The sequence below is a fragment of the Aquabacterium humicola genome (genome assembly GCF_030167915.1).
Taxonomy (GTDB): Bacteria; Pseudomonadota; Gammaproteobacteria; order Burkholderiales; family Burkholderiaceae_C; genus Pseudaquabacterium; species Pseudaquabacterium humicola.
Window position 1 is genome coordinate 151,484 of record NZ_JARGNB010000010.1, and the last position, 22,192, is coordinate 173,675.

A 22,192-nucleotide genomic window follows, 5' to 3' on the forward strand; every position below is an offset into this window, starting at 1 on the left:
GCGGTGTCAGTGCACGGCGTCGAGCTGCCGTTCGCCGGCGCGTTCGCGGTCGGGGGCGGCGGCGCGCGGCGGCCGCGTCATCGCGCCGGAGGCATCGGCGATGGTTTCGAGCAGCGAGTGCCGCACCATCAGCGACGGACCGCGGAACGTCAGCTCCGGACCGACGCGGCGGACCTTGTCGTCGGCCTGCACCTCGACCACATGGCCGAAGTGCATGCGGAAGCGGCGCGACTGCAGATGCCCGTTGTCGAGCTTCGTCACCAGCTGCACGTCGCCGTTGGCCAGCGTTTCGATCCTGTTCAAGCCGCTTCTCCCGTTGTTCGTATCGAGGCGGAGCGGACTATCCGTCAGAAGCATGACCGGGCAGAGGCAGTTTTCCTCATTTCGACCTGCGCAGCGGGCGCAAGCCCCCTCGTTCGAGGGGCTCGCCGGGCCCTGTTCGGCCGCCCGCGGGGCCCCGCCCGCGCTCAGGACGGGTTGATCGCGGTGCGGTCGCGGCCCAGGTTCTTCGCGTGGTACAGCGCCTGGTCGGCGCGCTCGATGGCCTCGGCGACGGCCTCGCCCGGCCGGGCCTCGACCAGGCCGGCCGAGAACGTGAAGCGCACGCCTTCGTGCGGCGGCAGGGTGCGCCGCACGCGCTCGACCGCCTGGCGGGCCTCGTCGACGGTCGTCGCCGGCATCAGCAGCAGGAACTCCTCGCCGCCGAGCCGGCCCAGCGCATGCTCCGCGCGCAGTTGCTCGGTGCAGTGCTGGCTGAAGCGGCGCAGCACCGCATCGCCGGTGCTGTGCCCGTAGGTGTCGTTGATGCGCTTGAAGTGGTCGAGATCGAGGATGCCCAGCGTGACCGGCTGCGACTGCCGGCGGTGATCGGTCAGCGCGCTCTCGGCGAGCTGCAGGATGTGGCGGCGGTTCGGAACGCCGGTCAGCTCGTCGGTCAAGGCCGTCTGCACGGCCTTGCCGTGGGCCTGGCGCAGCTCGGCGGCCATCTTCTCGTTGATGCGCAGCAGCCGCTCCAGCTCGGCGTTGCGCTCGCGCAGCTCGCGGCGATGGCGGTGCAGTTCCACGAAGACGCCCACCTTGCTCTCGAGCACCCGCGGCTCCACCGGCTTGACCAGGAAATCGACGGCCCCGGCTTCGTAGCCGCTGAAGGCACGGCCGGCATCGAACACGCTGCCGGTCATGAAGATGATGGGCACCGTGCGCAGCGGCGGGTCGGCGCGCATCGCCTCGGCCAGCGCGAAGCCGCTGACACCGGGCATCTGCACGTCCACCAGCGCCAGCGCGACGTCGTTGCACTTCAGCAGCGCCAGCGCGGTCGACGCCGAGGTGGCGGTCAGCACCTGCAGGCCGGGTCGCTCCAGCAGCACCTTCGTCGAGAAGAGGGCATCCTCGAGGTCGTCGACCACCAGGATGCTGATGGCCGACGCCGAGGCGTCGGAAGAAGGCGGCAGCATGGTCGCGGCTTGGGCAAGCGATGTGCCCGTCGCCCGCGAGCCGCATCCCGGCCGGGCATCGGCGCGCCGCGCCGCGCGCTGGCACGATCGCAGGCTTCACCACCCGGAGAACCCTCATGAGCCGCCCCGTCGCCCTGATCACCGGCGCCGCCACCGGCGTCGGCGCCGCCGTCGCGCTGCAGCTCGCGCAGCGTGGCCACGACGTCGTCGTCAACTACTCGAAGAGCGTGCAGCAGGCCGAAGCCTGCGCGGCGGCCTGCCGCGCCGCCGGCGCCGACGTGCTGCTGCAGCGCGGCGACGTGGCCGACGATGCCGACTGCCGGGCACTGGCGCAGGCGGCGCTCGACCGCTGGGGCCGCATCGACGGCCTGGTCAACAACGCCGGCATCACCAGCTTCGCCGGACCGACGAACTGGGACGCGATCGATGCCGAGACCTTCCAGCGCATCGTCGGCGTCAACGCGATGGGCAGCTTCCAGATGATCCGGGCCTGCGCGCCGGCGCTGAAGGCCGCGCGCGGCGCGATCGTCAACGTCTCGTCGATCGCCGGCGCGCTGGGCATCGGCTCGTCGGTGCCCTACATCGCGTCCAAGGGCGCGGTCAATGCGATGACCTTGCACTTCGCCCGCGCGCTGGCACCCGAAGTACGCGTCAACGCAGTCTGCCCCGGCTTCGTCACGACGCGCTGGTTCGTCGAGGGGCTCGGCCAGCAGGGCTTCGATGCGATCAAGGCCCGCTACGAGCAGAGCGCACCGCTGGCCCGCGCCAGCAGCGCCGAGGACGTGGCCGACGCGGTGGTGTGGCTGCTGACCGGCGCACGCTCGACCACCGGCGAGCTGCTGCTGCTCGACGGCGGCATGCACCTGGGTGCGGCGCAGTCGGCGCGCACCGCCGACGCCGGCCGCTGAGGCTTGCGCGGCGCCGGGCGCTAGGGCTTGATGTACGCGGCGCCCTGCTTCTGCAGCTTGGCCAGGCGCACGACGCCCGAGGGCGTGAACTCGGCTTCCTGGATGAACTGCTCGCGCTTGAGATTGCGGTTCTTCAGCGTGATCTCGCAGACCTCGAACTTCACGCCGCGTGCCGCCAGGGCCGAGATCGGCGCGGCGAAGGCGCCGCCGTTGGCATCCTTCGCGCTTTCGAACAGCAGGTCGACGCCCATCGCGTGCGTGACGACGGTGATCTTCGCCGTCGGGTCGGTGTCGAGGTGGTTGCGGATGTTGCGCAGGCCCTTCAGGCCCTGCGCGGCCGCGTCGTCGATGTGGTAGACCACGAGGTCCTGCGCCAGCGCGCCGACGGCGCCGGCCACGAGCGACAGGCCGACCAGCCAGGAACGGATTCGCATCGGGTTCTCCTCGGGATGATGGCCGGATGGCGGCCGGGCGGGGCAGTGGGCATGCGCGCGTCGTTCACCGGACGTCGCGCCGGCCGTCGGACCGGGAGGCCTCCCACAGCGCGTACATCGGGTCGTTGAAATGCAGGGCCTCGAGTCCACGCGGCGGCGAGGCCGGCGGCGGCGGACCCAGCAGGTGGGTGACGATCTTCGGCCGCCGGTCCGCGGACGTGCGCTGCCGCGACAGCGCGCACTGCGTCTCCTTCAGCACCCAGGCCGATTCGGCCGCCGCGGCCGACCAGAACAGCATGAAGGCGTCGCAGGCCTCGAGCTCGCGGTACAGCCGCGGCTCCCAGTCCTCGCCGCCTTCGAGCGACAGGCGGTCCATGAAGGCCTCGATGCCGAAGCGGCGCAGCACGCGGGTGGCTTCGATCACCGCAGCGCGGTCGTCGCTGGAATAGGACATGAAGACGCGGCGGTGCGGCATCAAGCCGACCTGCGCGACGCCGTTCGCCGGCGCCGCCGCCGGCACGGCCTGCGCCCCCTGAACGTACGGCAGCGTGATCGGCAGGTGGCCGATGCAGACGCCCTCGACGAAGACGTTGACGTCGACCAGCAGCGCCGGCCCCTCGGGCTGCTTCGGCGGCAGGACCTGGAAGTTGACGCTGAGCGTCTGGCCCTGCCAGATCAGCGCCAGCGAGGTCGGCGCGATGCGCTGGGCGTCCGGGCATTCCAGCGTCAGCTCGATGCGCGTGCCGGCGGCCAGCGGCGTGAACAGCGGCCGCACGTCGGCGGCTTCGCGATCGGGATGCGCGGCCGCCCGTTCGTCCAGCAAGGCCAGCAGCGTGCCGGCGGGGCCGAGGAAGACCTCGATGCGCAAGGGCTGCGCGGGCCGGACGGCGGTGGGCACCAGCGCGGAGATCTCCGCGCGTTCGGGGGCCGGGCCTGACGCCGTCGGGCCCGGGTCGGTCGGGCCCGGCGCGGTCGGCTGCGGCGCGGCTGGCGGGGCCGCGGCCGAAGGCAGGCCGAACGGGTCCCAGTCGTCCGGCAGGCGCGTCAGGCCGGCGGGGGGCAGGTCTGCCGGAACGGGCTGCGCGGCGGGCGCCGGAGCGAAGAGGTCGTCCATCGAAGGCGGGTCCAGCGGGTCTGGCGCTCGCACGACCGGCGGCCGTGCCAGCAGGTCCGCAAACGGATCGTCGGCGTCCAGGGTGCCGAGGCGCGTGTCCGGAGAAGGCCAGGGGGGCGACTCGACCGGCGGCAACCAGTCGGCCAGCGTGGGGTCCGGCGACCTGGACGACGGTGCGACGATGCCCGTCGCCTCGCCGTCCGCGGTGTCGATCAGCACCACGCGCAGCACGTACAGCCCGATGCGGATCAGGTCGTCGTGCGCGAGCACCGCGCTGTCGCCCTGGGTCAGCATCGCGTTGCCGACGGCCATCTGCACCGCGGCGCTGACGTTGCGGATGACGAACTGGCCGGACGGCGTGCCGATCACCTCGGCCTGGATGCGCGAGATGTTGCGCTCCGGGTCCGGCAGCACCAGCGTATTGCCCGGGTGGCGGCCGATCGTGCCGACGCCGGCGCCGAAGTGCATGCTGGCCGGCGCCTGCGCCGGCTGCCCGTTGAAGGAGATGACGATCAAGGTGAGCGTCAAGGTCGGTCCTCGCGCGATGCCCCGCGCCGAGCCGCGGTGAGCGCCTTACCTTAGCCCATCCGCGCCCAGTGCGCTCGCCCGGGCCAGGTGGTCCGGCGTCGCGCGGATGTGCGCCTCGAGCGCCAGCGCGGCCCGGGCCTCCTGGCCGGACATCGCCATCTCGAAGATCTGCCGATGCTCCTCGTGCACGTCGCGGCCGCTGGTCGACAGCCCGATCGCCTGGCGCCGGTAGCGTTCGCTGTGGCGGCCCAGCATCTGCAGCACCTTCACCGTCCACGGGGACTGGCAGGCGCCGATCAGCGCCTCGTGGAAGCGCGCGTTGCGCTGCTCCCAGGCCACGCGCTGCTCGGGCCGCACCGGCTGCTCGAAGGCCGACAGCTCGTCGTAGGCCTGCTGCAGCGCCGCGCGCCAGGCCGCGTCGCCATGGCGGATCGATTGGCGCAGCGCCTCGATCTCGATGTGCAGGCGCAGCTGCGTCAGGTCTTCCAGGTCGGCCAGCGTCATCGGCGCGACGCGGAAGCCGCGCTGGCCTTCGGCGACCACCAGCGCGTCGCTGACCAGCCGGGTGATCGCCTCGCGCAGCGTGCCGGCGCCGACGCCGTAGCGCGACTTCAGGTGCTCGACGCGCAGCTTCTCGCCGGGCGCGAGCCGGCCTTCGACGATGTCGTCGCGCAGCCGCTCGTAGCTGCGCTCGATCAGCGTGCGCGAACCGTTTTCAGCGGTGTCGCCGTCGTCGTCGCGGCCGGGCAGGGGCAGGAAGGCGCGCTTGGCCATCCATTCACTCCCGCGCGCGTTCGCGCACGCGCTGCAGCCGGTAGCTCAGCTGCGGCCGCGTCAGGCCCAGCGCGCGCGCCGCCGCGGCCAGGTTGCCGCCGGCGCGCTCGACCGCCTCCTGGATCAGCGCGTCTTCCAGCGCATCCAGGCTCAGGCCGCGCGCGAGCAGCTCGTCGTAGAGGGCCGGCGCGCCGTCGGGCGCGCCGCGCTGCAGCTGGCCGGCGGCGTTCAGCGTCACCGGCGGCTGGCCGGGCAGCGTGGGGAAGAGCTCGTGCACGTCGACCGGCTCGTCGGGACTCGCGAGGATCACGCCGCGCTCGATCAGGTTCTCGAGCTCGCGCACGTTGCCCGGCCACGGATACGCGCGCATCGCGTCGAGCGCGCGGTCGGTGAAGCCCGGCACGCGCTTGCCGTGCAGCGCGCAGAAGCGCGCCAGCATGTGCACCGCCAGCGGTTCGATGTCGTCGGCGCGCTCGCGCAGCGGCGGGATGCGGATCGGGTAGACGTTGAGCCGGTACATCAGGTCGCTGCGGAAGCGGCCGCTCGCCACCGCCGCCTGCAGGTCGACGTTGGTCGCGGCGATCACGCGCACGTCGACCTTGCGCGTCTGCGTGCCGCCCAGGCGCTCGATCTCGCCCTGCTGCAGCACGCGCAGCAGCTTGGCCTGCGCCGGCAGCGGCAGCTCGCCCAGCTCGTCGAGCAGCAGCGTGCCGCCGTCCGCCCGCTCGAAGCGGCCGATGCGCGCCGCACCCGCGCCGGTGTAGGCGCCTTTCTCGGCACCGAACAGCTCGCTCTCGATCAGGTCGGCGGGCAGGGCGGCGCAGTTGACCGCGACGAAGGGCTTGCCGGCGCGCGGGCTCATCGTGTGCAGCGCGCGCGCGAAGCGCTCCTTGCCGACGCCGGTCTCGCCGGTCAGCAGCACGGTCACCTGCGTGGCCGCGGCCTTGCGCAGCAGTCGCGCCGCCGCGTCGAAGGCCTTGGAGCGCCCGACCAGCGGGCCCAGCTCGTCGGCCGGCTGCAGCGTCGAGCGCAGCGTGTCGACCTGCGACTGCAGGTCTTCCAGGCGCACGATCATCGAGTCGGTGGTGTAGTCGCGCGCCAGCGCGTCGGCATCCGGCCAGTCGGCCAGCACGCGGCCCTCGATGCGGCAGTGCGGCTGGCCGCATGCGGTGCAGGCCAGCTCCTTGAACAGCGTGGGCCGGCCCATGAAGGCGCTGGTATAGCCGGAGGCGTAACCGAGCAGCATCCAGCACACCGGCTCGTCCTGCGGGCCGAAGTCGCGCACGTGCGTCTCGACTTCCCAGGAATGGTCCCAGCGGAAGGTGCCGTGGAAGCGCCCGGCCGGCACGTCGATCTCGCAGGACTCGGGCGTGACCTGCACCGCGCCCTCCAGCATGTGCAGCTGCGGGCCGACCGCGAACATGTCCAGCACCGAGGCCTCGGGCCGCGCCTGGCGCGCCAGCACCGCATCGCGCTCGCCCGACGCGTAGCCGGCCCGCATCAGCAGCCGGCGCGTCTGCTCGCGGCCGATGGTGCTCATCAGCTCGCGGCGCAGCGCGCCGAGCGCGGCGGCATGGACCAGCAGCATGCGCTGGCCGGCGAGCCAGATGCGCCCGTCGCCGGCCGAGAAATGGACCATGCGGCGCAGGTCGGCGTCGGGTGGGAGCGGCGGCGGAGGGGTGGCGGCCATTTGATTCGATTATCGATAAATGGTTGGCGCTCGTCGAGCGCAGGCAGTTGATCAAATCATCAATTCGCGCCGCTGCACAGTGATGAAAACCTCACCTTCAGCTGCATGGCGTTGATGGGACTGGGGGCCGACGCCCCGCGGCGACGGCCGTCGCGAGCCCCAAACCTCAGGGCTTACCCTAGTTTTATCGAGATTTTCGGAGTCGTCGGCCGAAGCTGGCACGGACGCTGCGTTGTGGATCGCCATGCAAGCCGACCACAACCCCGATCCGTCGCCAGCCCCCGTCACGCTGCCCGGCGTGGACACCACGCAGCGCTTCGTGCGCGTCACCGGGCGCTTCGGCAACGGCCTCGTGGCCTTCGAGTTCTCGATCGGCTGGCCCGAGCTCGCGGTGGAACTTCTGCTGCCCGAGCCGGCCTTCGCCGCGTTCTGCGCCGCCAACCGGGTGCAGCGGCTCGACGCCTGAATTCCCCGCACGACAACCCGCCCAGGAGACACGCCCATGAACATCGACCTGCAGGCCCGCGAGATCCAGCCGCTGCGCCAGACCTACGCGCACGTGGCGCGCATCGTCGGCGACGACAAGCCGGCCTCGCGTTACCAGGAAGCGACCTTCGGCGCGCAGCCGACGGCCAACTTCCACTACCGACCGACCTGGGACCCGGCGCACGAGATCTTCGACGCCTCGCGCAGCCGCATCGTGCTGGCCGACTGGGCGGTGCTGAAGGATCCGCGCCAGTACTACTACGCCAGCTGGACCATGGCCCGCGCCCGCCAGCAGGAGGCGATGGAAGCGAACTTCCAGTTCGTCGAGTCGCGCGGCATGGCCGACAAGATCCCCGATCCGCTGCGCCACAAGGCCCTGCAGGTGCTGATGCCGCTGCGCCACGTCGCCTGGGGCGCGAACATGAACAACGCGTCGATCTGCGCCTACGGCTACGGCACGCCGTTCACCGCGCCGGCGATGTTCCACGCGATGGACAACCTGGGCGTCGCGCAGTACCTGACGCGCCTGGGGCTGGCGCTGGGCGAACCGGCGGTGCTCGACGAGGGCAAGGCCGACTGGCTCGGCGATGCGCACTGGCAGGTGCTGCGCCGCTGCGTCGAGGACCTGCTGGTGGTGCAGGACCCGTTCGAGCTGTTCGTCGCGCAGAACCTCGTGCTCGACGGCCTGCTGTACCCGCTGCTCTACGGCAGCTTCGTCGACGACCGCATCGCGGCCGAGGGCGGCACCGCGGTGGCCCTGCTGACGGCCTTCATGCCCGAGTGGCACGACGAGAGCGCGCGCTGGATCGACGCGGTGGTCAAGACCGCCGCGGCCGAGAGCGCCGCCAACCAGGCGCTGATCGCCGGCTGGGTGCGCGACTGGACCGAACGCGCACGCGCTGCGCTGGCACCGGTGGCCCGCCTGGCGCTGGGGGATGCCGGCGAGGTCGCGCTCGACGATGCCACCGCGCTGCTGGCCGACCGCTGCCGCAAGGCCGGTGTGCCCGCCGCGAGCGCCTGACCGGTCGACCGATCGCCCAACGTGCAAAGACACAGGAGCCAACCATGTCCAACGTGTTCATCGCCTTCCAGCACAACGAGGAGTCGCGCCCGGTGGTCGACGCCATCGTCGCCGACAACCCCGCGGCCGTGGTCACGCTGTCGCCCGGCCTCGTGAAGATCGACGTGCCGAACCGCCTGCAGATCCGCCGCGAAACGATCGAAGCGCAGACCGGCCGCCCGTACGACCTGCAGCAGCTGCACGTCAACCTCGTGACCCTCAGCGGCCACATCGACGAAGACGACGACCAGCTCACGCTGAGCTGGACGCACTGAGCCCCATCCCCCACCAGGAGACGAACGCATGGACACCCGTGTCGTCAAGAAGAAGCTCGGTCTGAAGGACCGCTATGCCGCGATGACCCGCGGCCTCGGCTGGGAGACCAGCTATCAGCCGATGGACAAGGTGTTCCCGTACGACAAGTACGAGGGCATCAAGGTCCATGACTGGGACCAGTGGCAGGACCCGTTCCGCCTGACGATGGACGCCTACTGGAAGTACCAGGGCGAGAAGGAACGCAAGCTCTACGCGGTGATCGAGGCCTTCGCGCAGAACAACGGCCAGCTCGGCATCAGCGATGCCCGCTACGTCAACGCGCTGAAGCTGTTCATCCAGGGCGTCACGCCGCTGGAGTACTACGCGCACCGCGGCTTCGCGCACGTGGGCCGCCAGTTCACCGGCGAGGGCGCGCGCGTGGCCGCGCAGATGCAGTCGATCGACGAGCTGCGCCACTACCAGACCGAGACGCACGCGATCTCGCACTACAACAAGTACTTCAACGGCATGCACCACGCGAGCCACTGGTTCGACCGCGTGTGGTACCTGTCGGTGCCGAAGTCCTTCTTCGAGGACGCGATCACCGGCGGGCCGTTCGAGTTCCTGGTCGCGGTCAGCTTCTCGTTCGAGTACGTGCTGACGAACCTGCTGTTCGTGCCTTTCATGAGCGGCGCGGCGCACAACGGCGACATGTCCACCGTCACCTTCGGCTTCAGCGCCCAGAGCGACGAGAGCCGGCACATGACGCTGGGCATCGAGTGCATCAAGTTCCTGCTCGAGCAGGACCCGGCCAACGTGCCCATCGTGCAGAAGTGGATCGACAAGTGGTTCTGGCGCGGCTACCGGCTGCTGACGCTGGTGGCCATGATGCAGGACTACATGCTGCCCAAGCGCGTGATGAGCTGGAAGGAAGCCTGGGAGATGTACGCCGAGCAGAACGGCGGCGCGCTGTTCAAGGACCTGGCGCGCTACGGCATCCGCGAGCCCAAGGGCTGGAAGGACGCCTGCGAAGGCAAGGACCACATCAGCCACCAGGCCTGGAACACCTTCTACAACTACAGCGCCGCCGCGCCGTTCCACACCTGGGTGCCCACCGACGAGGAGATGGACTGGCTGTCCGAGAAGTACCCGACGACCTTCGACCAGCTCTATCGCCCGCGCCTGGAGCACTACCGCGAGCAGCAGCGCGCCGGCCAGCGCTTCTACAACAAGACGCTGCCGATGCTGTGCAACACCTGCCAGATCCCGATGCTCTTCACCGAGCCGGGCGACGCCACCAAGATCTGCTACCGCGAGAGCGACTGGCGCGGCAACAAGCACCACTTCTGCAGCGACCACTGCAAGGCCATCTTCGACGACGAGCCGGAGAAGTTCGTGCAGAGCTGGCTGCCGGTGCACCAGATCTACCAGGGCCACTGCTTCGACCCCGGCACCGACCCCACCGCCGAGGGCTTCGACCCGCTGCTCGCGGTGCTGAAGCACTACCAGCTCGAGGTCGGCCGCGACAACTTCGACTTCGAAGGCTCGGAAGACCAGAAGAACTTCGCCGCGTGGCGCGGCGAGACGCCGCAAGGAGAACAGGCATGAGCGTGATCGCCCTCGACCGCTACGAGATGCCCGCGCGCGACGTGCGCGAGAACTTCCCCGCGCCGCTGCTGTACATCGGCTGGGAAGACCACCTGATGGTCTGCGCGCCGGTGTGCCTGCCGCTGCCGCCGGACATGCCCTTCGGCGCGCTGCCCACCGCGGTGCTGCCGGGCGTCTACGGCGCCCACCCGGACTTCGCGCGTATCGACTGGGCCACGGTGCAGTGGTTCAAGTCGGGCCGGCCGTGGACGCCGGACCCGGCGAAGTCGCTGGCCGACAACGGCCTGACGCACAAGGACGTGATCCGCTTCCGCACGCCGGGCCTCACCGGCATCCGGGGCTCGTTCAGCTGAACCGCCGCAGGCCGCGCCATGAGCTACCAACTGACCATCGAACCGCTGGGCGCCACCATCGAGGTGGAAGAAGGCCAGAGCGTGCTCGACGCCGCGCTGCGGCAGGGCATCTACATCCCGCATGCCTGCGGCCACGGCCTGTGCGGCACGTGCAAGGTGCAGGTCTGCGACGGCGAGGTGGACCATGGCCACGCCAACCCCTTCGCGCTGATGGACGTCGAGCGCGACGAGGGCAAGACGCTGGCCTGCTGCGCGACGCTGCAGTGCGACGCGACCATCGAGGCCGACATCGAGGACGAGCCCGACGCGCAGGTGATCCCGGTGCGCGACTTCGCCGCCACCGTGCGCCGCATCGTCGACCTGACGCCGACGATCAAGGCGCTGCACCTGGCACTGGACAAGCCGATCGGCTTCCAGGCCGGCCAGTACGTGCAGCTGGAGATTCCGGGCCTCGGCCAGAGCCGGGCCTTCTCGATCGCCAATGCGCCGGCCGACGTCGAGCGCAGCGGCGAGATCGAGCTCAACGTGCGCATCGTGCAAGGCGGCCAGGGCACTGGCTACCTGCACCGGCAGCTGAAGGTCGGCGACCGGCTGCGCCTGGCCGGCCCCTACGGCCGTTTCTTCGTGCGCGCTTCGGCCGCGCGGCCGATGGTCTTCATGGCTGGTGGCTCGGGGCTGTCGAGCCCACGCTCGATGATCCTCGACCTGCTCGACGGCGGCTGCACGCTGCCGATCACGCTGGTCTACGGGCAGCGCACGCGCGACGAGCTGTACTACCACGCCGAGTTCCGGGCGCTGGCCGCGCGGCATGCCAACTTCCACTACGTGCCGGCGCTGTCGAACGAGCCCGAGGGCAGCGACTGGGACGGCGCGCGCGGCTTCGTGCACGAGGCGGCCAAGGCCCACTTCGGCGGCACGTTCGCCGGCCACCAGGCCTACCTGTGCGGCCCACCGCCGATGGTGGAGGCCTGCATCGCCACGCTGATGCAGGGGCGGCTCTTCGAACGCGACATCTTCACCGAGAAGTTCCTCTCGGCCGCTGATGCGCAGGGCGCGCGCAGCCCGTTGTTCCAGCGCCTGTGAGCGGACCGCGGCCATGATCTTCGGCACCAAGCCCACCGTCAGCGTGCACGTCGCGCAGACCGGCGAGACCTACGCCTGCGGCAGCGACGAGAGCCTGCTGCGCGGCATGTTGCGGCTGGGCCGGCGCGGCATCCCGGCGGGCTGCGTCAACGGCGGCTGCGGCGTCTGCAAGGTGCGCATCGTCGAGGGCCGGGTGCATGCGCTCGGCCCGGTGAGCCGCGCGCACGTCAGCGCTGACGAGGAAGCCGCCGGCGTCACGCTGGCCTGCCGCGTCGCGCCGGACTGCGCGATAACGCTCGAAGTGACCGGCCGTCTTCAACGACCTTTTTCACGGGAGCCCGCCGCCACGGTCGAGCGCCCGATCCACGCAGTGAACCAACCAGGAGACCAATGATGGGTGTGATGCGAATCGGGCATGCCAGCCTGCGGGTGATGGACATCGACGCCGCGGTGCGGCACTACGAGAACGTGCTGGGCCTGAAGACCACGATGGTCGACAAGGCCGGCAACGTCTACCTGAAGTGCTGGGACGAGTGGGACAAGTACTCGCTGATCCTGACGCCGTCGGACCGCGCCGGGCTGAACCACGTGGCCTACAAGGTCGAGAAGGAAGCCGACCTCGACGCGCTGAAGCAGAAGATCGAGGCCTGGGGCATCCCGACCACGACGCTGTCCGAGGGCACGCTGCCCGCCACCGGCCGCATGCTGCAGTTCAAGCTGCCCAGCGGCCACGAGATGCGGCTGTACGCGATGAAGGAGTACGTCGGCACCGAGGTCGGCACGCACTGCCCCGACCCGTGGCCGGACGGCCTGAAGGGCGCCGGCGCGCACTGGCTGGACCACCTGCTGCTGATGTGCGAGATGAACCCGGCTGAGGGCGTCAACACGGTGGCGGACAACACCCGCTTCATGTCCGAGGCGCTGGACTTCTTCCTCACCGAGCAGGTGATGGTCGGCCCCGACGGCAGCATCCAGGCCGCGACCTGGATGTCGCGCACGACCACGCCGCACGACATCGCCTTCGTCGGCGGGCCCACCAGCGGGCTGCACCACATCGCGTTCTTCCTGGACTCGTGGCACGACGTGCTGAAGGCCGCCGACGTGATGGCCAAGACCAAGACGCGCATCGACGTCGCGCCCACGCGCCACGGCATCACGCGCGGCGAGACGATCTACTTCTTCGACCCCAGCGGCAACCGCAACGAGACCTTCGCCGGCCTGGGCTACCTGGCACAGCGCGATCGCCCGGTGACCACGTGGAGCGAAGAGCGCCTGGGCAGCGCGATCTTCTTCCACACCGGCGACCTGGTGCCCTCGTTCACCGAGGTTTACACCTGAAGTACGCGGCCACGACAGCAAGCTGAAGGCATGACCATGAGCAACCCCGAGATCGGCCGGCCGGTGATGGCCGCCGGCATCCGCACCAACCTGCACGACGTCGGCCAGGGCTCGCCGATCCTGATGATCCACGGCTCGGGCCCCGGCGTCTCGGCCTGGGCCAACTGGCGGCTCAGCCTGCCGGTGCTGGCGCAGCGCGCCCGGGTCATCGCGCCCGACATGGCCGGCTTCGGCTTCAGCGAGCGCCCGGCGGGCCATCGCTACGCGATGGACCACTGGGTCGCGCAGGCGGTGGGCGTGCTCGATGCGCTCGACGTCGAGCGCGCCGACCTGGTCGGCAACTCCTTCGGCGGCGCGCTGGCGCTGGCACTGGCGATCCGCCATCCGCAACGCGTGCGCCGGCTGGTGCTGATGGGCTCGGTGGGGGTGCCGTTCACGATCACGCCCGGCCTGGACGCGGTGTGGGGCTACGAGCCGTCGCTGGCGGCGATGCGCTCGCTGCTGGACATCTTCGCGCACGACGCGACGCTGGCCACCGACGAGCTCGCGCGCTTGCGCTATGAAGCCAGCGTGCGCCCCGGCTTCCACGAGTCGTTCTCGGCCATGTTCCCCGCGCCGCGCCAGCGATGGGTCGACGCGATGTGCAGCGCCGAAGCCGACATCCGCGCGCTGCCGCACGAGACGCTGGTGCTGCACGGCCGCGAGGACCGCGTGATCCCGCTCGCCAATTCGCTGACCCTGGCGAACTGGATTCCGAACAGCCAGCTGCACGTCTTCGGCCACTGCGGCCACTGGACGCAGATCGAGCATGCGGCGCGCTTCAACCGGCTGGTCGGCGACTTCGTCGCCGAGGCCGACGCGGCGGCGGCGTCTTCCTCTCCCAAGTGATCGACATGAAACAGTTCCTCAACTTCATCGGCGGCGAGTTCGTCGCCACGGCCAAGACCTTCGAGAACCGCGCGCCGGTCGACAACCGGCTGATCGGCCTGGTGCACGAGGCCGGCCGCGACGAGGTGAATGCCGCGGTGCGCGCCGCCCGCGCGGCGCTGACGGGCGAGTGGGGCCGCATGAGCGTGGCCCGCCGCGTCGAGCTGCTGCACGCGGTGGCCGACGAGATCAACCGCCGCTTCGACGACTTCCTCGCCGCCGAGATGGCCGACACCGGCAAGCCGAAGTCGCTGGCCTCGCACATCGACATCCCGCGCGGCGCGGCGAACTTCAAGGTCTTCGCCGACATCGTCAAGAACGTGCCGACCGAGAGCTTCGAGATGACGACGCCCGACGGCGGCACCGCGCTGAGCTACGCGCTGCGCTCGCCGGTGGGTGTGGTCGGCGTGGTCTGCCCGTGGAACCTGCCGCTGCTGCTGATGACCTGGAAGGTGGGCCCGGCGCTGGCCTGCGGCAACACCGTGGTCGTGAAGCCCTCGGAAGAGACGCCCGCCACCGCCACGCTGCTCGGCGAGGTGATGAAGGCGGTCGGCGTTCCCGACGGCGTCTACAACGTCGTGCATGGCTTCGGCCCGGACTCCGCCGGCGCCTTCCTGACGCAGCACCCGGATGTGGACGCCATCACCTTCACCGGCGAGACGCGCACCGGCGAGGCCATCATGGCCGCGGCCGCGAAGGGCGTGCGGCCGGTCAGCTTCGAGCTCGGCGGCAAGAACGCCGGCATCGTGTTCGCCGATGCGGACTTCGACAAGGCCGTCGCCGGCATCACGCGCAGCGCGTTCGAGAACTGCGGCCAGGTCTGCCTGGGCACCGAGCGGGTCTACGTGCAGCGGCCGATCTTCGAGCGCTTCGTCGCGGCGCTGAAGGCCCGGGCCGAGTCGCTGAAGATCGGCCCGTCGGAAGAGCCCGGCGTGGGCCTCGGCCCGCTGATCTCGCGCGAGCACCAGCAGAAGGTGCTGGGCTACTACGCAAAAGCCGTGGCCGAGGGCGCGACGGTGGTCACCGGCGGCGGCGTGCCGGCGATGACCGGCGCGCTGGCCGAAGGCTGCTGGGTGCAGCCGACGATCTGGACCGGCCTGCCCGAGACCGCCAGCGTCGTGCGCGAGGAGATCTTCGGCCCCTGCTGCCACATCGCCCCCTTCGACACCGTCGACGAGGCCATCGCGCTGGCGAACGACACCGACTACGGCCTGGCGACAACCGTGTGGACACAGGACCTCGGCACCGCGCACCGCATGGCGCGCGAGGTCGAGGTCGGGCTGTGCTGGATCAACAGCTGGTTCCTGCGCGACCTGCGCACCGCCTTCGGCGGATCGAAGGCCAGCGGCATCGGCCGCGAGGGCGGCGTGCATTCGCTGGAGTTCTACACCGAGCTCCGCAACGTCATGGTGAAGCTTTGAGGACGACATCGATGAACGACACCCAGATCCAGCAGTACGGCGACGAGCTGTACGACGCGCTGCTCACCCGCACGCCGGTTCCGCCGCTGACCGAACGCGAGCCGACGATCACCCTCGACGACGCCTACCGCATCCAGCTGCGCATGATCCAGCGCCGTCTCGACGCCGGCGAGACGGTGGTCGGCAAGAAGATCGGCGTGACGAGCCAGGTCGTGATGGACATGCTCGGCGTCGACCAGCCCGACTTCGGCCAGCTGCTCTCGGGCATGGTGGTGCAGGAGGGCGAGCCGATCCGCGTCGATTCGATGATCGCGCCCAAGGCCGAGGCCGAGGTCGCCTTCGTGCTGAAGAGTGACCTCGTGGGCCCGGGCGTGACGGCGGCCGACGTGCTGCGCGCCACCGCCTTCGTGATGCCGTGCTTCGAGATCGTCGACTCGCGCATCCGCGACTGGAAGATCAGGATCCAGGACACCGTGGCCGACAACGCCTCGTGTGGCGTGCTGGTGCTCGGCGGCACTCGCCGCGACCCGCGCGAGCTCGACCTGGCGCTCGCCGGCATGGTGCTCGAGAAGAACGGCGAGATCGTCAGCACCTCCACCGGCGCGGCCGTGCAGGGCTCGCCGGTCAACGCCGTGGCCTGGCTCGCGAACACGCTCGGCCGGCTCGGCATGGCGCTGAAGGCCGGCGAGGTGATCCTGTCCGGCTCGCAATCGCCGCTGGTGCCGGTCAAGGCCGGCGACAGCCTGCACTGCAGCGTCGGCGGCCTGGGCGATGCCCGGGTGCGCTTCATCTGACCGGCAAGGACGACCCATGAACCTGAATGCCCAGACCATCGCCGGCCTCGCCGAGCACCTCGAAAGCGCCGAACTGCAGGCGCGCGACGTCACCAAGATCACCGACGAACACCCCGGCATGGACTGGGACGACGCCTACGCGATCCAGGACGAGATCCGCCGCCGCAAGGAAGCGCGCGGCCAGCGCACCGTCGGCCTGAAGGCCGGGCTGACCTCGTTCGCGAAGATGAAGCAGATGGGCGTGGACACGCCGGTCTTCGGCTTCGTCAGCGACTACATGGCTCGGCCCGACGGCGGCGAGATCCGCACGAGCGAACTGATCCACCCGAAGGTCGAGGCCGAGATCTGCGTCGTCACCAAGGCGCCACTGCGCGGACCCGGCTGCCATGTCGGCGCGGTGCTGGCGGCGATCGATTTCGTCGTGCCCGCGGTCGAGATCATCGACAGCCGCTACCGCGACTTCAAGTTCGACCTGAAGAGCGTGATCGCCGACAACACCTCGGCCTCGCGCTTCGTCGTCGGATCGCGTTTGCGCGCGGTCGACGGGCTCGACCTGCGCACGCTCGGCGTCGTGCTCGAGAAGAACGGCCAGATCGTCGCGATGGCCGCCGGCGCCGCGGTGCTGGGCCATCCGCTGACCGCGGTGGCGATGCTCGCCAACCACCTCGGCGCCCGCGGCCAGGAGCTTCCGGCCGGCAGCTTCGTGATGACCGGCGGCATGACCGAAGCCATCGCCGTGGCGGCCGGCGACCACGTGTCGGCGCGCTTCCAGGACTTGGGGCAAGTCGGCATGCGCTTCGTCTGACCGAACCACTGAGGAGACTGCCGTGAACCGTATGCACCACCGTGCAGGGCGGCGCCTGTCCGCGCTGCTCGCCGCCATCGCGCTCGCCGCCTGTTCCGCGACGCCGCCCCCCGTGGGCGAAGCCGCCGCCAGGCCGGCGGCCAGGCCCAACATCCTGCTGATCCTGGCCGACGACCTGGGTTATGCCGACCTCGGCGCCTATGGCGGCGAGATTGCCACGCCGCACCTCGACCGGCTGGCGCGCCACGGCGCCACGCTGACCAGCTTCTACGCGTCGCCGTTCTGCTCGCCGACGCGGGCGATGCTGATGTCGGGCACCGACAACCACCTCGCCGGCTTCGGCGACATGGCCGAGCTGATGCTGCCCGAGCAGCGCGGCAAGCCGGGCTATGAGGGTTACCTCAGCACCCGGGTGGCCGCGATCCCCGAGGTGCTGCGCGCCCACGGCTACCGCACGGTGATGGCCGGCAAGTGGCACCTGGGCAATGCCGAGGAGCAGAGCCCGGCGGCGCGCGGCTTCGACCGTTCGTACGCCATGACGATGGGCGGCGCGAGCCACTTCGGCGACCAGTCCGGCATCGTCGCCACCGATCCGGACAAGCCGCCCAAGGCCCTGTACCGCGAGAACGGCAAGCCGGTGGACACGCCGCGCCAGCATTTCTACTCGTCCGAGGCGTTTGCCGACCGCCTCGTGCAGTACCTGGACGAGACGCGCGGCGACGGCCGCCAGCCTTTCTTCGCCTACCTGGCGTTCACCGCACCGCACTGGCCGCTGCATGCCAAGGACGAGGACATCGCGCGCTACGAGCACCGCTACGTGAAGGGCTACGACGCGTTGCGTGCCGAACGCTTCGAGCGCCAGAAGTCGCTCGGCGTGATCCCGGCCGATTCCAGGCTCTACGCCGGCCATTCGCAGTGGCCCGGCTGGTCGCGGCTGACGCCCGAGCAGCAGCGGTCCGAGGCGCGCCGCATGGCGGTGTATGCCGCGATGGTCGACAACATGGACCGTCAGATCGGCCGCGTGCTGGCGCACCTGGAACGCACCGGCGAGCTCGACAACACCGTGGTCGTGTTCCTGTCGGACAACGGCGCCGACGGCAACTCGGTCTACGACGTGGCCCGCACCCGCGAATGGGTGCACAAGGCCATGGACAACAGCACGGCCAACGTCGGCCGCCCGGGCTCGTTCGTCGAGTACGGCCCCGGCTGGGCGCAGGTCGGCATGACGCCGTTCAACCTGTACAAGTCCTTCATGTACGAGGGCGGCATCAGCGTGCCGGCGATCGTCTGGGCCCCGGCGCAGGGCGTGGTGGCGCAGCGCCGGACGCAGGTGGGCCACGTGATGGACATCGCGCCGACGCTGTACGAGCTGGCGGGCGCCAGCCATCCGGCGACGAAGGACCCCGCGGCCGGCGTGCTGCCGGTCAAGGGCCGCTCTCTGCTGGCCTACCTGCAGGGCAAGGTGTCGTCGGCCTATGCGCCCGGCGAGGCCATCGGCTGGGAACTGGGCGGCCGCAAGGCGCTGCGCAAGGGCGACTGGAAGATCGTGTATGCCAATGCGCCGTGGGGCAAGGGCGCCTGGGAGCTCTACAACCTGGCCGAGGACCGCACGGAGCAGAACGACCTGGCGGCGACGCAGCCGGCCAAGCTGGCCGAGTTGCTGGCCGACTGGCGCCGCTACGTCGCCGAGAACGGCGTGCTGGAGATCCCGGGCCTCGCCACGCGGCCTGGCTACAGCAACGGCGCGAAGTACTACGACGACCTGGCGCTCGAGGCGGCGCAGCAGCCGCGCGCGAAGTGACGCCATGAACGCCCCTACGCCTCGCTTCCTGCTCGAACTGGCCGGCGTGGCGGTGGCTGCGGCCGCCGTCGGGGCCTCGCTGGTCGTCGCGGCGGCCGAACGCCACCCGCCCGCCGCCGCCCGGTCCGCCGCCCCGGTGCTCTGCGAGGGCTACGGCGGCCTGCCGGCGGCCGGTGATCCGCACGGCGGCATGGTGCACCTGGCGGGCGGCCGATTCACGATGGGCTCGGACCGCCACTATGCGGAAGAGGCGCCCGCGCAGGAGGCCGCCGTCGAGCCCTTCTGGATCGATCGCCACGACGTGACGAACGCGCAGTTCGCGCGCTTCGTTGCCGCCACCGGCTACGTCACGGTGGCCGAGCGTGCCGGCACCGATGCGCAGGGCCGGTCGGTCCCGGCCGCGTCGGCGGTGTTCGTGATGCCGGAGGGACGCCGGGCCGGCGAGTGGCGCCTCGTGCCAGGTGCGAACTGGCGCCATCCGCAGGGGCCGGGCAGCAGCATCGAAGGACTGGCCAACCACCCGGTGGTGCAGGTGGCGTACGAGGACGCGCAGGCCTACGCGCGCTGGCTCGGCCGCGCGCTGCCCACCGAGGCGCAGTGGGAGTTCGCCGCGCGCGGTGGCCTGCAAGCGCAGCCGTATGCCTGGGGCGACCGCTTCGCACCGCAAGGCCGACCGATGGCCAACACCTGGCAAGGCGCCTTTCCGTTCGAGCACCGCGCGGACGACGGCTTCGCGGGCACCTCGCCGGTCGGCTGCTTCCCGGCCAACGGCCACGGCCTGTTCGACATGGCGGGCAACGTCTGGCAGTGGACGGCGACCGCGTTCGGGCCGGACACCGCCGCGTCGGCCGCGCGCGTGATCAAGGGCGGCTCGCACCTGTGTGCGCCCAACGTCTGCATGCGCTACCGCCCGTCTGCGCGCCAGCCCGCCGACGTGGGCCTCGGCACCTCGCACATCGGCTTCCGCACGGTCGCGGCCGTGCCCGCTTCCATCGCGTCGCGCTGATGCGGCGCGCACTCCACACGATTCAAACGAGGACTTTCCCATGACCCAGAAGATCAGATGCGCCCTCATCGGGCCCGGCAACATCGGCACCGACCTGCTGGCCAAGCTGCAGCGCAGCCCGGTGCTCGAGCCGGTGTGGATGGTGGGCATCGACCCGGATTCCGACGGCCTGAAGCGCGCCCGCGAGATGGGCATCAAGACCACGGCCGAGGGGGTCGACGGCCTGCTGCCGCACGTGCTGGCCGACGGCGTGCAGATCGCCTTCGACGCGACCAGTGCCTACGTGCACGCCGAGAACTCGCGCAAGCTCAACGAGCTCGGCGTGATGATGATCGACCTGACGCCGGCGGCCATCGGCCCCTACTGCGTGCCGCCGGTGAACCTGAAGGAACACGTGGGCCGGCGCGAGATGAACGTCAACATGGTCACCTGCGGCGGCCAGGCGACGATCCCGATGGTCTACGCGGTGAGCCGGGTGCAACCGGTGGCCTACGGCGAGATCGTCGCCACCGTGTCGAGCCGCTCGGTCGGCCCCGGCACGCGCAAGAACATCGACGAGTTCACCCGCACCACCGCCGGCGCGGTGCAGCAGGTCGGCGGCGCGCAGCGCGGCAAGGCCATCATCGTGATCAACCCGGCCGACCCGCCGATGATCATGCGCGACACCATCCACTGCCTGACGGTCGATGCGCCGAAGGTGGCGGAGATCGAGGCATCGGTGCACGCGATGATCAAGGAAGTGCAGAAGTACGTGCCGGGCTACCGGCTCGTCAACGGTCCGGTGATCGACGGCAACCGGGTATCGATGTTCATGGAGGTCGAGGGCCTGGGCGACTACCTGCCGAAGTACGCGGGCAACCTGGACATCATGACCGCGGCCGCCGCCCGCACCGCCGAGATGTTTGCCGAGGAGATCCTCGCCGGCAAGCTGAGCCTCGAACCCGCCCAGGCCTGAAGGAGCCGCACCATGAAGAGCCCACTCGAAGGCACGAAGGTCACGCTGCACGACATGACGCTGCGCGACGGCATGCACCCGAAGCGCCACCAGATGACGCTGGCGCAGATGAAGGCGGTGGCCACCGCGCTCGACGCGGCCGGCGTGCCGCTGATCGAGGTCACGCACGGCGACGGCCTCGGCGGCAGCAGCGTCAACTACGGCTTCCCGGCGCACAGCGACGAGGAATACCTGTCGACGGTGATCCCGCTGATGAAGCGCGCGAAGGTCTCGGCCCTGCTGCTGCCGGGCATCGGCACGGTCGACCACCTGAAGATGGCGCATGGCCTCGGCGTGTCGACGATCCGCGTCGCCACGCACTGCACCGAGGCCGACGTGTCGGAGCAGCACATCACGCAGGCACGCCGGCTCGGCATGGACACGGTCGGCTTCCTGATGATGGCGCACATGAACAGCGCCGAGGGCCTGGTGAAGCAGGCCCGGCTGATGGAGAGTTACGGCGCCAACTGCGTCTACGTCACCGACTCGGCCGGCTACCTGCTGCCCGACGGCGTCAAGGAACGCATCGCCGCCGTGCGCGCCGCGCTGAAGCCCGAGACACAGATCGGCTTCCATGGCCACCACAACCTCGCGATGGGCGTGGCCAACAGCATCGCCGCGATCGAGGCCGGCGCGACGCGCATCGACGCCGCCGCCGCGGGCCTGGGCGCCGGTGCCGGCAATACACCGATGGAAGTGCTGGTCGCGGTGTGCGACCGCATGGGCATCGCGACCGGCATCGACGTCTGGAAGATCCAGGACGTCGCCGAGGACATCGTCGTGCCGCTGATGGACTTCCCGATCCGCATCGACCGCGATGCGCTGACGCTCGGTTATGCCGGCGTCTACGGCAGCTTCCTGCTGTTCGCCAAGCGCGCCGAGAAGAAGTACGGCGTGCCGGCGCGCGAACTGCTGGTCGAGCTCGGCCGGCGCGGCATGGTGGGCGGGCAGGAGGACATGATCGAGGACACCGCGCTGACGATGGCGCGCGCACGCGGCCAACGCGTGGCTGCCTGAAGGAGAGCACCATGCCGTTCGCACAGATCTACATGGTCGAAGGCCGCACCGAGGAGCAGAAGAGGGCGGTGATCGAGAAGGTGACCCAGGCGCTGGTGGAGGCGGTGGGCGCGCCGAAGGAGAACGTGCGCGTGTGGATCCACGACGTGCCGAAGCAGAACTGGGGCATCGCGGGGGTGAGCGCGAAGGACCTCGGGCGCTGAACCCGGCCGGGCGCTGGCGGAAGCGGTGAGATTCGAACTCACGGAGGGGATGAACCCTCGCCGGTTTTCAAGACCGGTGCCTTAAACCGCTCGGCCACGCTTCCTTGGGCGGCGCGCGGGCTCTAAGCCGCGCGCCGGG

General features: G+C 70.5%; 24 protein-coding genes and 1 tRNA gene. 18 read left to right on the forward strand and 7 right to left on the reverse strand.

Features of this window, described 5'->3' with window-relative positions; translation table 11 throughout:
• Nucleotides 1-6: 6 nt before the first annotated feature.
• Together P1K89_RS29975 and P1K89_RS29980 are read right to left on the reverse strand one after the other, a co-directional pair.
• Nucleotides 7-303 carry a hypothetical protein gene (locus tag P1K89_RS29975; RefSeq protein WP_284620220.1) on the reverse strand — a complete coding sequence of 99 codons (297 nt, stop codon included), beginning with the start codon at nucleotides 301-303 and terminating at the stop codon, nucleotides 7-9.
• A 164-nt stretch (nucleotides 304-467) separates the two neighbouring features.
• Entirely contained in the window at nucleotides 468-1,454 is a 987-nt protein-coding gene (locus P1K89_RS29980; RefSeq protein WP_284620221.1) for a GGDEF domain-containing response regulator, read from the reverse strand.
• A gap of 116 nt (nucleotides 1,455-1,570) precedes the next feature.
• Between P1K89_RS29980 and P1K89_RS29985 the strand changes: the two genes are divergently transcribed.
• Nucleotides 1,571-2,362 (forward strand): SDR family NAD(P)-dependent oxidoreductase, encoded by a 792-nt coding sequence (locus tag P1K89_RS29985; protein WP_284620222.1) that lies wholly within the window; start codon nucleotides 1,571-1,573, stop codon nucleotides 2,360-2,362.
• 20 nt (nucleotides 2,363-2,382) lie between these two features.
• Here P1K89_RS29985 and P1K89_RS29990 read toward each other — a convergent pair whose 3' ends face one another.
• The 4 genes from P1K89_RS29990 to P1K89_RS30005 form a co-directional block, all read right to left on the reverse strand.
• Nucleotides 2,383-2,796: a DsrE family protein gene (locus P1K89_RS29990; protein ID WP_284620223.1), complete on the reverse strand. Its 414-nt coding sequence runs from the start codon at nucleotides 2,794-2,796 to the stop codon at nucleotides 2,383-2,385.
• A gap of 64 nt (nucleotides 2,797-2,860) precedes the next feature.
• On the reverse strand, nucleotides 2,861-4,438 hold the full coding sequence (locus P1K89_RS29995; RefSeq protein ID WP_284620224.1) for a TIR domain-containing protein: 1,578 nt from the start codon (nucleotides 4,436-4,438) through the stop codon (nucleotides 2,861-2,863).
• A gap of 45 nt (nucleotides 4,439-4,483) precedes the next feature.
• Nucleotides 4,484-5,212: a GntR family transcriptional regulator gene (locus tag P1K89_RS30000; RefSeq protein WP_284620225.1), complete on the reverse strand. Its 729-nt coding sequence runs from the start codon at nucleotides 5,210-5,212 to the stop codon at nucleotides 4,484-4,486.
• Nucleotides 5,213-5,216: 4 nt separating this feature from the next.
• Nucleotides 5,217-6,902: a sigma-54-dependent Fis family transcriptional regulator gene (locus P1K89_RS30005; RefSeq protein WP_284620226.1), complete on the reverse strand. Its 1,686-nt coding sequence runs from the start codon at nucleotides 6,900-6,902 to the stop codon at nucleotides 5,217-5,219.
• 244 nt (nucleotides 6,903-7,146) lie between these two features.
• On the opposite strand from P1K89_RS30005, the gene P1K89_RS30010 reads away from it, so the two are divergent.
• Genes P1K89_RS30010 through thmT form a run of 17 tightly spaced genes read left to right on the forward strand, consistent with a single transcriptional unit; the run spans nucleotide 7,147 to nucleotide 22,053 of the window.
• Nucleotides 7,147-7,368 carry a phenol hydroxylase subunit gene (locus P1K89_RS30010; RefSeq protein ID WP_284620227.1) on the forward strand — a complete coding sequence of 74 codons (222 nt, stop codon included), beginning with the start codon at nucleotides 7,147-7,149 and terminating at the stop codon, nucleotides 7,366-7,368.
• Nucleotides 7,369-7,404: 36 nt separating this feature from the next.
• A complete protein-coding gene (locus P1K89_RS30015; protein ID WP_284620228.1) occupies nucleotides 7,405-8,409 on the forward strand; it encodes a ferritin family protein in 1,005 nt (334 codons plus the stop codon).
• 44 nt (nucleotides 8,410-8,453) lie between these two features.
• On the forward strand, nucleotides 8,454-8,723 hold the full coding sequence (locus tag P1K89_RS30020; protein ID WP_284620229.1) for an MmoB/DmpM family protein: 270 nt from the start codon (nucleotides 8,454-8,456) through the stop codon (nucleotides 8,721-8,723).
• A 28-nt stretch (nucleotides 8,724-8,751) separates the two neighbouring features.
• Nucleotides 8,752-10,311: an aromatic/alkene/methane monooxygenase hydroxylase/oxygenase subunit alpha gene (locus tag P1K89_RS30025; protein WP_284620230.1), complete on the forward strand. Its 1,560-nt coding sequence runs from the start codon at nucleotides 8,752-8,754 to the stop codon at nucleotides 10,309-10,311.
• A complete protein-coding gene (locus P1K89_RS30030) occupies nucleotides 10,308-10,664 on the forward strand; it encodes a phenol hydroxylase subunit P4 (protein WP_284620231.1) in 357 nt (118 codons plus the stop codon). Before P1K89_RS30025 ends, P1K89_RS30030 begins: the two co-directional genes overlap by 4 nt.
• An 18-nt stretch (nucleotides 10,665-10,682) precedes the next feature.
• A complete protein-coding gene (locus tag P1K89_RS30035; protein ID WP_284620232.1) occupies nucleotides 10,683-11,747 on the forward strand; it encodes an NADH:ubiquinone reductase (Na(+)-transporting) subunit F in 1,065 nt (354 codons plus the stop codon).
• A 13-nt stretch (nucleotides 11,748-11,760) separates the two neighbouring features.
• The gene (locus P1K89_RS30040; protein WP_284620233.1) at nucleotides 11,761-12,141 is read left to right on the forward strand and encodes a 2Fe-2S iron-sulfur cluster-binding protein; all 381 of its coding nucleotides are present in this window, start codon (nucleotides 11,761-11,763) and stop codon (nucleotides 12,139-12,141) included.
• A complete protein-coding gene (locus P1K89_RS30045) occupies nucleotides 12,141-13,085 on the forward strand; it encodes a catechol 2,3-dioxygenase (protein WP_284620234.1) in 945 nt (314 codons plus the stop codon). The genes P1K89_RS30040 and P1K89_RS30045 overlap by 1 nt, the downstream gene beginning before the upstream one ends.
• A gap of 30 nt (nucleotides 13,086-13,115) precedes the next feature.
• Complete coding sequence (locus tag P1K89_RS30050) at nucleotides 13,116-13,973, forward strand: alpha/beta fold hydrolase (protein ID WP_284620235.1); 858 nt, start codon at nucleotides 13,116-13,118, stop codon at nucleotides 13,971-13,973.
• A 5-nt stretch (nucleotides 13,974-13,978) separates the two neighbouring features.
• A complete protein-coding gene (locus P1K89_RS30055) occupies nucleotides 13,979-15,433 on the forward strand; it encodes a 2-hydroxymuconic semialdehyde dehydrogenase (RefSeq protein WP_284620236.1) in 1,455 nt (484 codons plus the stop codon).
• Between the two features lie 11 nt (nucleotides 15,434-15,444).
• On the forward strand, nucleotides 15,445-16,227 hold the full coding sequence (gene dmpE / locus P1K89_RS30060) for a 2-oxopent-4-enoate hydratase (protein ID WP_284620237.1): 783 nt from the start codon (nucleotides 15,445-15,447) through the stop codon (nucleotides 16,225-16,227).
• A gap of 16 nt (nucleotides 16,228-16,243) precedes the next feature.
• Complete coding sequence (dmpH, locus tag P1K89_RS30065) at nucleotides 16,244-17,032, forward strand: 2-oxo-3-hexenedioate decarboxylase (RefSeq protein ID WP_284620238.1); 789 nt, start codon at nucleotides 16,244-16,246, stop codon at nucleotides 17,030-17,032.
• A 31-nt stretch (nucleotides 17,033-17,063) separates the two neighbouring features.
• Nucleotides 17,064-18,833: an arylsulfatase gene (locus P1K89_RS30070; protein WP_284620262.1), complete on the forward strand. Its 1,770-nt coding sequence runs from the start codon at nucleotides 17,064-17,066 to the stop codon at nucleotides 18,831-18,833.
• Nucleotides 18,834-18,837: 4 nt separating this feature from the next.
• Nucleotides 18,838-19,839, forward strand: a complete 1,002-nt coding sequence (locus tag P1K89_RS30075) for a formylglycine-generating enzyme family protein (RefSeq protein WP_284620239.1) — start codon at nucleotides 18,838-18,840, stop codon at nucleotides 19,837-19,839.
• Nucleotides 19,840-19,879: 40 nt separating this feature from the next.
• Nucleotides 19,880-20,794, forward strand: coding sequence for an acetaldehyde dehydrogenase (acetylating) (locus P1K89_RS30080; RefSeq protein WP_284620240.1), 915 nt, complete (start codon nucleotides 19,880-19,882; stop codon nucleotides 20,792-20,794).
• A gap of 12 nt (nucleotides 20,795-20,806) precedes the next feature.
• On the forward strand, nucleotides 20,807-21,850 hold the full coding sequence (dmpG, locus tag P1K89_RS30085) for a 4-hydroxy-2-oxovalerate aldolase (protein WP_284620241.1): 1,044 nt from the start codon (nucleotides 20,807-20,809) through the stop codon (nucleotides 21,848-21,850).
• 11 nt (nucleotides 21,851-21,861) lie between these two features.
• The gene (thmT, locus tag P1K89_RS30090; protein WP_284620242.1) at nucleotides 21,862-22,053 is read left to right on the forward strand and encodes a 2-hydroxymuconate tautomerase; all 192 of its coding nucleotides are present in this window, start codon (nucleotides 21,862-21,864) and stop codon (nucleotides 22,051-22,053) included.
• Between the two features lie 14 nt (nucleotides 22,054-22,067).
• On the opposite strand, the gene P1K89_RS30095 is transcribed toward thmT, so the two are convergent.
• Nucleotides 22,068-22,157 (reverse strand) — tRNA-Ser (locus P1K89_RS30095).
• Nucleotides 22,158-22,192: the final 35 nt, after the last annotated feature.

Excerpts from the sequence above, each read along its gene's own strand:
- P1K89_RS30075 (WP_284620239.1), top strand. The coding sequence starts at position 18,838 with ATGAACGCCCCTACGCCTCGCTTCCTGCTCGAACTGGCCGGCGTGGCG.
- P1K89_RS30005 (WP_284620226.1), bottom strand. The coding sequence starts at position 6,902 with ATGGCCGCCACCCCTCCGCCGCCGCTCCCACCCGACGCCGACCTGCGC.
- P1K89_RS30025 (WP_284620230.1), top strand. The coding sequence starts at position 8,752 with ATGGACACCCGTGTCGTCAAGAAGAAGCTCGGTCTGAAGGACCGCTAT.
- P1K89_RS30020 (WP_284620229.1), top strand. The coding sequence starts at position 8,454 with ATGTCCAACGTGTTCATCGCCTTCCAGCACAACGAGGAGTCGCGCCCG.
- P1K89_RS30050 (WP_284620235.1), top strand. The coding sequence starts at position 13,116 with ATGACCATGAGCAACCCCGAGATCGGCCGGCCGGTGATGGCCGCCGGC.
- P1K89_RS30035 (WP_284620232.1), top strand. The coding sequence starts at position 10,683 with ATGAGCTACCAACTGACCATCGAACCGCTGGGCGCCACCATCGAGGTG.
- dmpG (WP_284620241.1), top strand. The coding sequence starts at position 20,807 with ATGAAGAGCCCACTCGAAGGCACGAAGGTCACGCTGCACGACATGACG.
- P1K89_RS29980 (WP_284620221.1), bottom strand. The coding sequence starts at position 1,454 with ATGCTGCCGCCTTCTTCCGACGCCTCGGCGTCGGCCATCAGCATCCTG.
- P1K89_RS29985 (WP_284620222.1), top strand. The coding sequence starts at position 1,571 with ATGAGCCGCCCCGTCGCCCTGATCACCGGCGCCGCCACCGGCGTCGGC.
- P1K89_RS30080 (WP_284620240.1), top strand. The coding sequence starts at position 19,880 with ATGACCCAGAAGATCAGATGCGCCCTCATCGGGCCCGGCAACATCGGC.
- P1K89_RS29990 (WP_284620223.1), bottom strand. The coding sequence starts at position 2,796 with ATGCGAATCCGTTCCTGGCTGGTCGGCCTGTCGCTCGTGGCCGGCGCC.
- P1K89_RS30070 (WP_284620262.1), top strand. The coding sequence starts at position 17,064 with ATGCACCACCGTGCAGGGCGGCGCCTGTCCGCGCTGCTCGCCGCCATC.
- dmpH (WP_284620238.1), top strand. The coding sequence starts at position 16,244 with ATGAACCTGAATGCCCAGACCATCGCCGGCCTCGCCGAGCACCTCGAA.
- thmT (WP_284620242.1), top strand. The coding sequence starts at position 21,862 with ATGCCGTTCGCACAGATCTACATGGTCGAAGGCCGCACCGAGGAGCAG.
- P1K89_RS30055 (WP_284620236.1), top strand. The coding sequence starts at position 13,979 with ATGAAACAGTTCCTCAACTTCATCGGCGGCGAGTTCGTCGCCACGGCC.
- P1K89_RS30030 (WP_284620231.1), top strand. The coding sequence starts at position 10,308 with ATGAGCGTGATCGCCCTCGACCGCTACGAGATGCCCGCGCGCGACGTG.
- P1K89_RS30045 (WP_284620234.1), top strand. The coding sequence starts at position 12,141 with ATGGGTGTGATGCGAATCGGGCATGCCAGCCTGCGGGTGATGGACATC.
- P1K89_RS30000 (WP_284620225.1), bottom strand. The coding sequence starts at position 5,212 with ATGGCCAAGCGCGCCTTCCTGCCCCTGCCCGGCCGCGACGACGACGGC.
- P1K89_RS30040 (WP_284620233.1), top strand. The coding sequence starts at position 11,761 with ATGATCTTCGGCACCAAGCCCACCGTCAGCGTGCACGTCGCGCAGACC.
- P1K89_RS30010 (WP_284620227.1), top strand. The coding sequence starts at position 7,147 with ATGCAAGCCGACCACAACCCCGATCCGTCGCCAGCCCCCGTCACGCTG.
- dmpE (WP_284620237.1), top strand. The coding sequence starts at position 15,445 with ATGAACGACACCCAGATCCAGCAGTACGGCGACGAGCTGTACGACGCG.
- P1K89_RS30015 (WP_284620228.1), top strand. The coding sequence starts at position 7,405 with ATGAACATCGACCTGCAGGCCCGCGAGATCCAGCCGCTGCGCCAGACC.